The organism is Pseudomonas sp. NFACC41-3, from assembly GCF_900109505.1.
In the GTDB taxonomy this organism is placed as follows: Bacteria; Pseudomonadota; Gammaproteobacteria; order Pseudomonadales; family Pseudomonadaceae; genus Aquipseudomonas; species Aquipseudomonas chlororaphis.
Map to the genome: position 1 here is coordinate 1,362,926 of NZ_FOAE01000001.1, position 12,853 is coordinate 1,375,778.

Annotated in this window: 6 protein-coding genes; all 6 read left to right on the forward strand. The window is 66.0% G+C overall.

The genetic code is table 11. From position 1 onward, the window contains the following. The first annotated feature begins 89 nt into the window (after nucleotides 1-89). The 6 genes from BMY68_RS06235 (at nucleotide 90) to BMY68_RS06260 (ending at nucleotide 12,579) form a co-directional block, all read left to right on the forward strand. Nucleotides 90-1,406: an MdtA/MuxA family multidrug efflux RND transporter periplasmic adaptor subunit gene (locus BMY68_RS06235; protein WP_009043685.1), complete on the forward strand. Its 1,317-nt coding sequence runs from the start codon at nucleotides 90-92 to the stop codon at nucleotides 1,404-1,406. After that, complete coding sequence (locus tag BMY68_RS06240; RefSeq protein ID WP_009043686.1) at nucleotides 1,403-4,507, forward strand: MdtB/MuxB family multidrug efflux RND transporter permease subunit; 3,105 nt, start codon at nucleotides 1,403-1,405, stop codon at nucleotides 4,505-4,507. The genes BMY68_RS06235 and BMY68_RS06240 overlap by 4 nt, the downstream gene beginning before the upstream one ends. Then, nucleotides 4,504-7,611, forward strand: a complete 3,108-nt coding sequence (locus BMY68_RS06245; RefSeq protein WP_085530972.1) for an efflux RND transporter permease subunit — start codon at nucleotides 4,504-4,506, stop codon at nucleotides 7,609-7,611. Before BMY68_RS06240 ends, BMY68_RS06245 begins: the two co-directional genes overlap by 4 nt. Beyond that, nucleotides 7,608-9,086, forward strand: a complete 1,479-nt coding sequence (locus tag BMY68_RS06250; RefSeq protein ID WP_085530971.1) for an efflux transporter outer membrane subunit — start codon at nucleotides 7,608-7,610, stop codon at nucleotides 9,084-9,086. The genes BMY68_RS06245 and BMY68_RS06250 overlap by 4 nt, the downstream gene beginning before the upstream one ends. Before the next feature lie 270 nt (nucleotides 9,087-9,356). Beyond that, the gene (locus BMY68_RS06255) at nucleotides 9,357-11,435 is read left to right on the forward strand and encodes a putative bifunctional diguanylate cyclase/phosphodiesterase (RefSeq protein ID WP_085530970.1); all 2,079 of its coding nucleotides are present in this window, start codon (nucleotides 9,357-9,359) and stop codon (nucleotides 11,433-11,435) included. A gap of 397 nt (nucleotides 11,436-11,832) precedes the next feature. After that, a complete protein-coding gene (locus tag BMY68_RS06260; protein WP_062825763.1) occupies nucleotides 11,833-12,579 on the forward strand; it encodes an SDR family oxidoreductase in 747 nt (248 codons plus the stop codon). The last annotated feature ends 274 nt before the right edge of the window (nucleotides 12,580-12,853 follow it).

The following is a 12,853-nucleotide window of genomic DNA, read 5'->3' on the forward strand; positions in this document are numbered from 1 at the left end:
GCCCAAGGTAAATTGCCGGTAAAGGCGCTTTGCTAAACACCGGCCAGTGCTTATCTTTCAGCCTTCTGAAAAAGATCCCCTCGCGCCCAATGGTTGATCACTCCATGCAATCCTCCGTTTCCCGCAACTCCCGTCGCTGGCTGCTTGGCCTGCTTGTCCTGTTGGCTATCGTCGGCCTGTGCTGGAAGTTCTGGCCGGCCTCGACCGCCCCAAAGGATGCCGCCGGGCAAAAGGCCGCGGCCGGACACACCGGTCGCAGCGGGTCTATGCGGCCGGGGTTTGGCGGCGCGAGCGGGCCGATCCCGGTGCGGGTGGCGCCGGCCACGCGCGGGGATTTCGCGCTGTATTACAAGGCGCTGGGCACCGTCACCGCGCTGAACACCATCAATGTGCGCAGCCGGGTGGCCGGTGAGCTGGTCAAGGTGGCCTTCGAGGAAGGGCAGATGGTCAAGGCCGGCGACCTGCTGGCGGAAATCGACCCGCGGCCTTACCAGAACGCCTTGCTCCAGGCCGAAGGCACGCTGTTGCAGAACCAGGCGCAACTGAAGAACGCCCAGGTCGACTACGAGCGTTATCGCGGCCTGTATGCCCAGGACAGTATCGCCAAGCAGACCCTGGACACCGCCGCGGCGCTGGTCGGCCAGTACCAGGGCACGGTCAAGACCAACCAGGCGGCGGTCAACGACGCCAAGCTCAACCTCGAATTCACCAAGATCCGCGCGCCGATCACCGGCCGCGTCGGCCTGCGCCAGCTGGACGTCGGCAACCTGGTGGCGGCCAACGACACCACCGCGCTGGCGATCATTACCCAGACCCAGCCGATCAGCGTGGCCTTCACCCTGCCGGAGAACAACCTGAGCAGGGTGCTCGAGCGTTATCGCAGCGGCGCCAGGCTGCCGGTGGAAGCCTGGGACCGCGGCGACCAGACGCTGCAGGCCAGCGGCGTGCTGCAAAGCCTCGACAACCAGATCGACACCACCACCGGCACCCTGAAGTTCAAGGCGCGCTACGACAACCGCGACCAGGCGCTGTTCCCCAACCAGTTCGTCAACGTGCGCGTGCTTGCCGACACCCTGAAAAACGTGGTGCTGGCGCCGTCGGCGGCGATCCAGTTCGGCACCAACGGCACCTTCGTCTATGCCCTGGACGGCGCCAATAAGGTCAAGATCCGCCAGTTGCAGGTCGGCGACAGCAACGGCGATTCCACCGTGATCAAGGCCGGCCTGGAAGCCGGCGACCGCGTGGTGCTGGAAGGCACCGACCGCCTCAAGGACGGCAGCGAAGTGGAAGTGGTCAACACCCCCGAAGAAGTGCCGGCCACCCCGACCCAGCACCTGCAGGGCCAGCCGGCCAGCTCGGCGACCACGCCGGCCACCGAGACGCCGGCGGGCAAGGTCGGCGCATGAATATCTCGCGGCTGTTCATCCTCCGCCCGGTAGCCACCACCCTGAGTATGCTGGCCATTGTCCTGGCCGGCCTGATCGCCTATCGCCTGTTGCCGGTCTCGGCGTTGCCCCAGGTCGATTACCCGACCATCCGGGTGATGACCCTGTACCCCGGTGCCAGCCCCGACGTGATGACCAGCGCGGTCACCGCGCCCCTGGAGCGCCAGTTCGGGCAGATGCCCGGCCTGACCCAGATGGCCTCCACCAGCTCCGGTGGCGCCTCGGTGCTGACCCTGCGCTTCAACCTCGACATCAATATGGATGTCGCCGAGCAGCAGGTGCAGGCGGCGATCAATGCCGCGACCAACCTGCTGCCCAGCGATCTGCCGGCGCCGCCGGTGTACAACAAGGTCAACCCGGCGGACACCCCGGTGCTGACCCTGGCCATCACCTCCAAGACCATGCTGCTGCCCAAGCTCAACGACCTGGTCGACACCCGTATGGCGCAGAAGATCGCGCAGATCAGCGGCGTCGGCATGGTCAGCATCGCCGGCGGCCAGCGCCAGGCGGTGCGGATCAAGGTCAACCCCGAGGCCCTGGCGGCCAACGGCCTCAACCTGTCGGACGTGCGCACCCTGATCGGCGCCTCCAACGTCAACCAGCCCAAGGGCAACTTCGACGGCCCGACCCGGGTGTCGATGCTCGACGCCAATGACCAGCTGACCTCGCCCAAGGATTACGCCGAACTGATCCTGGCCTACAAGAATGGCGCGCCGCTGCGCCTGAAAGACGTTGCACAGATCGCCGGCGGCGCCGAGAACGAACGCCTGGCGGCCTGGGCCAATGAAAACCAGGCGGTGCTGCTGAATATCCAGCGCCAGCCCGGGGCTAACGTGATCGAGGTGGTGGACCGGATCAAGGCGCTGCTGCCGAGCATCACCGACAACCTGCCGGCCGGCCTCGACGTCACCGTGCTCACCGACCGCACCCAGACCATCCGCGCCTCGGTCACCGACGTGCAGCACGAATTGCTGATCGCCATCGCCCTGGTGGTGATGGTGACCTTCCTGTTCCTGCGCCGGGCCAGCGCCACGGTGATCCCGTCGATCGCCGTGCCGCTGTCGCTGATCGGCACCTTCGGCGTGATGTACCTGGCGGGCTTCTCGGTCAACAACCTGACCCTGATGGCCCTGACCATCGCCACCGGCTTCGTGGTCGACGACGCCATCGTGATGCTGGAGAACATCTCGCGCTTCATCGAGGAGGGCGATAGCCCGATGCAGGCTGCGCTCAAGGGCGCCAGGCAGATCGGCTTCACCCTGGTGTCGCTGACCCTGTCGCTGATCGCCGTATTGATTCCGTTGCTGTTCATGGCCGATGTGGTCGGGCGGCTGTTCCGCGAATTCGCCATCACTTTGGCGGTGGCGATCCTGATTTCCCTGGTGGTGTCCCTGACCCTGACGCCGATGATGTGCGCGCGCCTGCTCAAGCGTGAGCCCAAGGAGGAAGAGCAGGGGCGGTTCTACCGTGCCAGCGGCGCCTGGATCGACTGGCTGATCGCCAGCTACGGTCGGTGGCTGCAATGGGTGCTCAAGCATCAGCCGCTGACCCTGCTGGTGGCCATCGGCACCCTGGCGTTGACCGTGTTCCTTTATATGGTGGTGCCCAAGGGCTTCTTCCCGGTGCAGGACACCGGGGTGATCCAGGGCATTTCCGAAGCGCCGCAGTCGGTGTCCTTCGCCGCCATGAGCCAGCGTCAGCAGGACTTGGCGAAAATCATCCTGGCCGACCCGGCGGTGCAAAGCCTGTCGTCCTATATCGGCGTCGACGGCGACAACGCCACCCTCAACAGCGGCCGGCTGCTGATCAACCTCAAGCCGCACCGCGAACGCGACCTCAGCGCCGCCGAGGTGATCGCGCGCATCCAGCCCCAGGTCGACCGGTTGGTGGGCATCCGCCTGTTCATGCAGCCGGTGCAGGACCTGACCATCGAGGACCGGGTCAGCCGCACCCAGTACCAGTTCAGCCTGTCGTCGCCGGATGCCGACCTGCTGGCCCTGTGGAGCGGGCGCCTGGTGGATGCCTTGGCTCACCGCCCGGAACTCACCGATGTCGCCAGCGACCTGCAGGACAAGGGCTTGCAGGTGTACCTGGTGATCGACCGCGACGCCGCTTCGCGCATCGGCGTCTCGGTGTCGAACATCACCGACGCGCTGTACGACGCCTTCGGCCAGCGGCAGATTTCCACCATCTACACCCAGGCCAGCCAGTACCGCGTGGTGTTGCAGGCCCAGGCTGGGGAAACCATCGGCCCGCAGGCGCTGGAACAGATCCATGTGAAAACCACCGACGGCGGCCAGGTGCGCCTGTCGAGCCTGGCCCGGGTCGAGGAGCGCCAGGCGCAATTGGCCATCGCCCATATCGGCCAGTTCCCGGCGGTGATGATGTCGTTCAACCTGGCGCCCGGCGTGGCCCTGGGGCAGGCGGTGGACATCATCGAACAGGTGCAGCAGGACATCGGCATGCCGGTGGGCGTGCAGACCCAGTTCCAGGGCGCGGCCCAGGCGTTCCAGGCCTCGCTGTCGAGTACCTTGCTGCTGATCCTGGCGGCGGTGGTGACCATGTACATCGTGCTCGGGGTGCTCTACGAGAGCTACATCCACCCGATCACCATCCTCTCCACGCTGCCGTCGGCGGCGGTGGGCGCCTTGCTGGCGCTGATCCTCAGCGGCAACGACCTGGGCATGATCGCGATCATCGGCATCATCCTGTTGATCGGCATCGTCAAGAAGAACGCGATCATGATGATCGACTTCGCCCTCGACGCCGAACGCAACCAGGGCATGGCCCCGGAGCAGGCGATCTACCAGGCGGCGCTCCTGCGTTTCCGGCCGATCCTGATGACCACCCTGGCCGCGCTGTTCGGCGCCGTGCCGCTGATGCTGGCCACCGGTTCCGGCGCCGAGCTGCGCCAGCCCCTGGGCCTGGTGATGGTCGGCGGCCTGTTGCTGAGCCAGATCCTCACGCTGTTCACCACGCCGGTGATCTACCTGTACTTCGACCGCCTGGGCCGGCGCTGGCGTTCGGCGCCTGAGCCCGCGGAGCCGGTAGAGCAGCCATGAACCTGTCCGGACCCTTTATCCGCCGGCCGGTGGCCACCATGCTGCTGAGCCTGGCGATCATGCTCCTGGGCGGTGTCAGCTTCGGTCTGCTGCCGGTGTCGCCGCTGCCGCAGATGGACTTCCCGGTGATCGTGGTCCAGGCCAGCCTGCCGGGGGCCAGCCCCGAGGTGATGGCGTCCACCGTGGCCACGCCCCTGGAGCGTTCCTTCGGCGCGATCGCCGGGGTCAACACCATGAGCAGCCGTTCCAGCCAGGGTTCGACCCGGGTCATCCTGCAATTCGACCTGGATCGCGATATCAACGGCGCGGCGCGGGAAGTGCAGGCGGCGATCAACGCCTCGCGCAACCTGCTGCCCAGCGGCATGCGCAGCATGCCCACCTACAAGAAGGTCAACCCGTCCCAGGCGCCGATCATGGTGCTGTCGCTGACCTCCGACGTGCTGGAGAAGGGGCAGCTGTATGACCTGGCCTCGACCATCCTGTCCCAGAGCCTGTCCCAGGTGTCCGGGGTTGGCGAGGTGCAGATCGGCGGCAGTTCGCTGCCGGCGGTGCGTATCGAGCTCGAGCCGCAGTTGCTCAACCAGTACGGCGTGGCCCTCGACGATGTGCGCAAGACCATCGCCGAAGCCAATGTGCGCCGGCCCAAGGGCTCGGTGGAGAACAGCGAGCAGATGTGGCAGGTGCAGGCCAACGACCAACTGGAGAAGGCCAAGGACTACGAGCCGCTGATTATCCACTACAAGGACGGCGCGGCCCTGCGCCTGAAAGACGTGGCCAAGGTCAGCGACGGCGTCGAGGACCGCTACAACAGCGGTTTCTTCAACGACGACGCGGCGGTGCTGCTGGTGATCAACCGCCAGGCCGGGGCCAACATCATCGAGACGGTCAACGAGATCAAGGCGCAACTGCCGGCGTTGCAGGCGGTGCTGCCGGCCAGCGTCAAGCTCAACCTGGCGATGGACCGTTCGCCGGTGATCAAGGCCACCCTGCACGAGGCTGAGATGACCCTGCTGATCGCCGTGGCCCTGGTGATCCTGGTGGTCTACCTGTTCCTCGGCAATCTGCGCGCCTCGCTGATCCCGACCCTGGCGGTGCCGGTGTCGCTGGTGGGCACCTTCGCGGTGATGTACCTGTACGGTTTTTCCCTGAACAACCTGTCGCTGATGGCGCTGATTCTCGCCACCGGGCTGGTGGTGGACGACGCCATCGTGGTGCTGGAGAACATTTCCCGGCACATCGACGAAGGCATCGCACCGATGAAAGCCGCCTACCTGGGAGCCAAGGAAGTCGGCTTCACCCTGCTGTCGATGAACGTCTCGCTGGTGGCGGTGTTCCTGTCGATCCTGTTCATGGGCGGGATCATCGAAAGCCTGTTCCGCGAGTTTTCCATCACCCTGGCGGCGGCCATAGTCGTGTCCCTGGTGGTGTCCCTGACCCTGACCCCGATGCTCTGCGCCCGCTGGCTCAAGCCCCATGTGCCGGGCCGGGAGAACGGCCTGCAGCGCTGGAGCCAGCACGCCAACGACTGGATGGTGGCCAAATACGCCAGCAGCCTGGACTGGGTGCTGCGCCACAAGCGCCTGACCCTGCTCAGCCTGTTCGTGACCATCGGCGTCAACATCGCGCTGTACGTGGTGGTGCCCAAGACCTTCATGCCGCAGCAGGACACCGGCCAGTTGATCGGTTTCGTGCGTGGCGACGACGGCCTGTCGTTCACCGTGATGCAGCCGAAGATGGAGATCTTCCGCCGCGAAGTGCTCAAGGACCCGGCGGTGGAGAGCGTGGCCGGTTTCATCGGTGGCAATAACGGCACCAACAACGCCTTCATGCTGGTGCGCCTCAAGCCGATCAAGGAACGCAACATTTCCGCGCAGAAGGTCATCGAGCGCCTGCGCAAGGAAATGCCCAAGGTGCCCGGCGCCCAGCTGATGCTGATGGCCGACCAGGACCTGCAGTTCGGCGGCGGCCGCGAGCAGACCACCTCGCAGTATTCCTACATCATCCAGAGCGGCGACCTGGGGTCGTTGCGCGAGTGGTACCCGAAAGTGGTCACCGCGCTGCGTGCCTTGCCGGAGCTGACGGCGATCGACGCCCGCGAAGGGCGGGGCGCCCAGCAGGTGACCCTGGTGGTCGACCGCGACCAGGCCAAGCGCCTGGGGATCGACATGAACATGGTCACCGCGGTGCTCAACAACGCCTACAGCCAGCGGCAGATTTCCACCATCTACGACAGCCTCAACCAGTATCAGGTGGTGATGGAGGTCAACCCGAAATACGCTCAGGATCCGGTCACCCTCAACCAGGTGCAGGTGATCACCGCCGATGGCGCGCGGGTGCCGCTGTCGACCATCGCCCACTACGAAAACAGCCTGGAAGACGACCGGGTCAGCCACGAAGGCCAGTTCGCCTCGGAAAGCATTTCCTTCGACATGGCCGAAGGGGTGACGGTGGAGCAGGGCACGGCGGCCATCGAACGGGCGATCGCCAAGGTCGGCATGCCCGAAGACGTGATCGTCAAGATGGCCGGCACCGCTGACGCCTTCGCCGCGACGCAGAAGAGCCAGCCGTTCATGATCCTCGGCGCGCTGCTGGCGGTGTACCTGGTGCTGGGCGTGCTCTATGAAAGCTACATTCACCCGCTGACCATTCTCTCCACGCTGCCGTCGGCCGGGGTCGGCGCCTTGCTGTCGATCTATGTGCTGGGCGGCGAGTTCAGCCTGATCTCGCTGCTGGGCTTGTTCCTGCTGATCGGCGTGGTGAAGAAGAACGCCATCCTGATGATCGACCTGGCGTTGCAGCTGGAGCGTCACCAGGGCCTGGGCCCGCTGGAGTCGATCCGCAGCGCCTGCCTGCTGCGCCTGCGGCCGATCCTGATGACCACCCTGGCGGCGATCCTCGGCGCCTTGCCGTTGCTGCTCGGCAGCGCCGAAGGCGCGGAAATGCGCCAGCCCCTGGGCCTGACCATTATCGGCGGCCTGGTCTTCAGCCAGGTCCTGACCCTCTACACCACCCCGGTGGTCTACCTCTATCTCGATCGCCTGCGCCATAAGTTCAACCACTGGCGTGGAGTCCGTACCGATGCCGCTCTGGAAACGCCGCTATGACTGACTGCTCGCCCCGCAACTTTCCTCAGCGCCTGGCCCTGGCCCGCGGTTCGCGGCTGCTGAGCCTGAGCTTGAGCCTGGCGCTGCTCAGTGCCTGCGCCATTGGCCCGGACTACCAGCGCCCGACTGTCGCCGAGCCCGCGCAATACAAGGAAGCAGCAGGCTGGCGCCAGGCCAGCCCCAGCGATTCCCTGGCCCGCGGCGCCTGGTGGGAGCTGTACGGCGACCGCCAGCTCAATGGCCTGATCGACAAGCTCAACAGCGCCAACCAGAGCGTGGCGCAGTCCGAGGCCCAGTACCGCCAGGCCCAGGCCCTGGTGCGCAGCGCCCGTGGCTCGCTGTTCCCCACGGTCGACCTGAGCGCCGGCAAAACCCGCGCCAGCCAGGGCACCGGCAGCAGCAGTTCGGCCCTGAGCAGCTCCTCCAGCGGCATTCGCGACACTTACAACACCCAGCTCGGGGTGAGCTGGGAGGCCGATGTCTGGGGCAAGCTGCGTCGCGGCCTGGAAGCCAACGAAGCCAGCGCCGAAGCCAGCTTCGCCGACCTCGCGGCGATGCGCCTGAGCCAGCAGTCGGAACTGGTGCAGAACTATCTGCAACTGCGGGTCATGGACCAGCAGAAGCGCCTGCTCGAAGCCACGGTGGCGGCCTACCAGCGCTCGCTGACCATGACCGAGAACCAGTACCGCGCCGGCGTCTCCGGCAAGGACGCGGTGGCCCAGGCGCAAACCCAGCTGAAAACCACCCAGGCCGACCTGATCGACCTGATCTGGCAGCGCGCCCAGCTGGAAAACGCCATCGCGGTGCTGATCGGCCTGCCGCCGGCCGAGTTCAGCCTGGCCGAGACCCAGGACATCCCGGCCTTGCCCCAGGTACCGCTGAGCCTGCCGTCGCAGCTGCTGGAACGGCGCCCGGACATCGCCTCGGCCGAGCGTTCGGTGATCGCCGCCAACGCCAATATCGGCGTGGCCAAGGCCGCCTATTACCCGGACCTGACCCTGAGCCTGGCGGGCGGCTACAGCAGCAGTACCTACGCCGACTGGATCAGCCTGCCGAACCGCTTCTGGTCGGTGGGGCCGAAACTGGCCATGACCCTGTTCGACGGCGGCCAGCGTTCGGCGGAAGTCGACCGCACCGAGGCGGCCTACGACCAGACCGTGGCCAAGTACCGCCAGACCGTGCTCGACGGCTTTCGCGAGGTGGAGAACTACCTGGTGCAGCTCAAGGTCCTGGAAGACGAGGCCGCGGTGCGCCAGCAGGCCCTGGATTCGTCGCGCGAATCCCTGCGCCTGACCGAGAACCAGTACAAGGCCGGGGTGATCGCCTACCTGGACGTGGTGGTGGTGCAGGCCACGGCGTTGAGCAACGAACGCAGCGTGCTGAGCCTGCTGCAAAGCCGGCTGGTCACCAGCGTGCAACTGATCGCCGCCCTCGGCGGCGGCTGGGACGGCCAGCTGCAGGCCAGCAAGGAGTAACAGGCAGAATCCGCGATCCGCCTGTTTTACCAGCGCTATGCGCTCGATCGCAGGCTACGCCAGCGGCTACGTCGATAGCGGCGTCCCTGGCGTTGTGTCACTGTTGCCAGCGGTCGAGTCGCTGTAACCGGTTTGTTTTATCAAGCGGCTACTTTCGTCCGACTGATGGCTTTTTGCTTACTTTGTGAGTGTGTTTCTGTACGCAAGCAGTACAATTGCGCCTTTTTACCGCCGGGCATGGACGCTTCCGGCTAACGCCACGAGACGTTCATGCTCACCGGTACCTACTCTCCCGCCCTGGTTCTGATTTCCCTGTTTGTGGCGATTCTCGCCTCTTATACCGCGCTCGACCTGACCGGTCGCATCGCCACCACGCGTGGTCGGGCGGCACTTTTGTGGATGGCCGGCGGCGCCCTGGCCATGGGCATCGGGGTGTGGTCGATGCACTTTATCGGCATGCTCGCCTTCAGCCTGCCCATCGACCTGGGCTACGACACTGGCATCACCGCGCTGTCGCTGCTGATTTCCGTGCTGTCCTGCGGTTTCGCCCTGTGGCTGGTGAGCCAGCAGAGCCTGCCGCTCTGGCAGCTGGCCTTCGGCGCGCTGGTCATGGGCGCCGGGATCAGCGCCATGCATTACACCGGCATGGCGGCGATGCGCATGCAGCCGGGCATCGACTACGACCCGAGCCTGTTCGGCGCCTCGCTGCTGATTGCCGTCGGCGCCTCGGCCGCGGCGCTGTGGATCGCCTTCCGCCTGCGCCGCAATACCCCTTATGTACGTTTGGCCCGCTGTGGGGCCGCGGTGGTGATGGGCATCGCCATTGTCGGCATGCACTACACCGGCATGGCCGCGGCGCGGTTCGCCGACGGCAGTTTCTGTGGCGCGGCGGTGGATGGCCTGAGCGGCAAGGGCCTGGACAACCTGGTGCTGATCACCACCCTGGCGGTGCTGATCATTGCCTTGCTGACCTCGGTACTCGACGCGCGCCTGGAAGCGCGCACCGCGGTGCTGGCCGAGTCGCTGACCGTGGCCAACCGCGAACTGACCCAACTGGCGCTGCACGACACCCTGACCGGCCTGCCGAACCGCACGCTGCTGGCCGACCGTATCGACCAGGCGATGCAGCGGGTGACGGAGCAGGGCGGTTGTTTCGCGCTGATGTTCATCGACCTGGACGGCTTCAAGCCGGTCAACGACGCCTTCGGCCATCACATGGGCGACCAGTTGCTGCGCGAGGTGGCGGTGCGCCTGCGCGAAGACCTGCGCAGCCAGGACACCCTGGCGCGGATCGGCGGCGACGAGTTCGTGCTGCTGGTGCAACTGAACGAGGCGGACGATGCCTTGCGCCTGGCCGCGCGCCAGGTGGGCCTGATCGGCCAGGCGTTCCGGGTCGCCGAACACGAGTTGCAGATCTCCGCCAGCGTCGGCATCGCGGTGTACCCGGGCAACGGCCTGACGCCCCAGGAACTGCTGATGAACGCCGATGCGGCGATGTATCACGCCAAGGGCACCGGCAAGAACGGCTACAGCTTCTTCGACGCCTCGATGAACAGCGACGCGCGCCGGCAACTGCAACTGCTGCAGGACCTGCGCCATGCCGTCGAGCACGGCGAGTTCAGGCTCTATTACCAGCCCAAGTTCGATGCCGCCAACGGCTTGCCGGTAGGCGCCGAAGCCTTGTTGCGCTGGGAGCACCCGCAACTGGGGCTGCTGCTGCCGGACAAGTTCATTGACCTTGCGGAAAAGACCGGGCTGATCATCCCCATCGGCGAGTGGGTGCTCAACGAGGCCTGTCGGCAGATGCGCGAGTGGTACAGCGAAGGTTATGAAGGCTGGCGGATCGCGGTGAACATCTCGGCGCTGCAGTTCTGCCATGCCGGGCTGGTCGACAGCGTGGCCAGGGCGCTGAGCCTGCACCGCTTGCCGGCCAACAGCCTGACCCTGGAGATCACCGAGACCACCGCCATGAGCGATGCCGATGCCAGCATGACCGTGCTCAAGCAACTGGCGGAGATGGGCGTGGACCTGTCCATCGACGACTTCGGTACCGGTTATTCGAGCCTGATGTACCTCAAGCGCCTGCCGGCCAACGAGTTGAAGATCGACCGCGGCTTCGTCCGCGACCTGGAGCACGACAGCGACGATGCGGCGATCGTCTCGGCCATCGTCGCCCTGGGCCAGGCCCTGGGCTTGCGTATTGTCGCCGAGGGCGTGGAAACCGACGTGCAGCAGAACTTCCTGACCCAGTTGGGCTGCGATTCGCTGCAAGGTTATTTCCTCGGCCATCCGCTGCCGGCCGCACGGTTCATGCAGAACATCCAGCAGGCCGAACAGTTGGTGCTCTGAGCGCCTCGAAAAGCCTGCCTGCTTCGCCGGTTCGCAGCCTGCGGCAGCGGCTACAGAGACTTCTGTAGGAGCGGCCGGTCGACGCTCGATTGACCAGACAGCGTCGACCCACAAGGATTTGCTGGCGTGAGAACGCCACGGCCGTACCGGCCGATCGCAGCCTGCGGCAGCGGCTACGTCGATCGCGTTGCAGCCGACTCCTGTAGCCGCTGCCGAGCCTGCGAGGCTGCGAACGGTTTGGGCGGCACTCCGACGCAGCGAGCGCAAACTCCAAGCCCGCGATCTGCCTGGATAGACACGCCGACCGGCGACCAGCCACGGGGCGGAGAAGGTTTGCAACGCTCGCCCCAGGGTGTTTAATTGGCGGCGTTCAAAGATCAGCGAGGGAGTTGGCAGCATGGACAAAGTCATCCTCATCACCGGTGGCGGTCGCGGTATTGGCGCGGCCACCGCGCTGCTGGCCGCGCAACAGGGCTACCGTATCTGCATCAACTACCAGGCCGACGAACAGGCGGCCTTCCAGGTGCTGGAGCAGGTGCGCGGCCTGGGCGCCCAGGCGATTGCCGTGCGGGCCGATGTCAGCATCGAGGACGAAGTGATCGCCCTCTACCAGCGGGTCGATGCCGAGCTGGGGCGGGTCACCGCGCTGGTGAACAACGCCGGGACCGTCGGGCAGAAGTCGCGGCTCGACGAAATGTCCGAATTCCGCATTCTCAAGACCATCAAGACCAACGTGCTTGGGCCGATCCTCTGCGCCAAGCACGCGGTGCTGCGCATGTCGCCAAGACATGGCGGGCAGGGCGGCAGCATCGTCAACGTGTCCTCGGTCGCCGCCCGCCTGGGCGCGCCCGGCGAGTACATCGACTACGCCGCCTCCAAGGGGGCGCTGGACACCTTCACCATCGGCCTGTCCAAGGAAGTCGCCGGCGAAGGCATCCGCGTCAACGGCGTGCGCCCGGGCTACATCTACACCGACTTCCATGCCCTGAGCGGCGACGCCGACCGCGTCAGCAAGCTGGAGTCCGCCATCCCCATGGGCCGCGGCGGCCGTCCGGACGAAGTGGCGGAGGCGATCATCTGGCTGCTGTCGGACAAGGCCTCGTATTCCACCGGGACCTTTATCGACCTGGGCGGCGGCCGCTGAGAGCCTCACGCGTGTAGCCGCTGCCGAGCCCGCGAGGCTGCGATCGACTGCGCAGCAGTCGCAAGGCCGGACAGCACGTCTATCCAGACAGATCGCAAGTTCAGGATTTGCGGTCGCTACGTCGGAGTGCCGCCCAAACCGTTCGCAGGCTCGGCAGCGGCTACAGGGCGCGCGATCGGTGTAGCCGCTGCCGCAGGCTGCGATCGGCCCGGAACGGGACGTGCTCTTGAGGCCGTCGAAGGTCCTGCGGACCTTGTCGCAGCCTCGCGGGCTC

What these genes read in the sequence shown, in the direction of transcription:
- BMY68_RS06235 (WP_009043685.1), top strand. Translation starts at nt 90, where the DNA reads ATGGTTGATCACTCCATGCAATCCTCCGTTTCCCGCAACTCCCGTCGC.
- BMY68_RS06245 (WP_085530972.1), top strand. Translation starts at nt 4,504, where the DNA reads ATGAACCTGTCCGGACCCTTTATCCGCCGGCCGGTGGCCACCATGCTG.
- BMY68_RS06250 (WP_085530971.1), top strand. Translation starts at nt 7,608, where the DNA reads ATGACTGACTGCTCGCCCCGCAACTTTCCTCAGCGCCTGGCCCTGGCC.
- BMY68_RS06260 (WP_062825763.1), top strand. Translation starts at nt 11,833, where the DNA reads ATGGACAAAGTCATCCTCATCACCGGTGGCGGTCGCGGTATTGGCGCG.
- BMY68_RS06255 (WP_085530970.1), top strand. Translation starts at nt 9,357, where the DNA reads ATGCTCACCGGTACCTACTCTCCCGCCCTGGTTCTGATTTCCCTGTTT.
- BMY68_RS06240 (WP_009043686.1), top strand. Translation starts at nt 1,403, where the DNA reads ATGAATATCTCGCGGCTGTTCATCCTCCGCCCGGTAGCCACCACCCTG.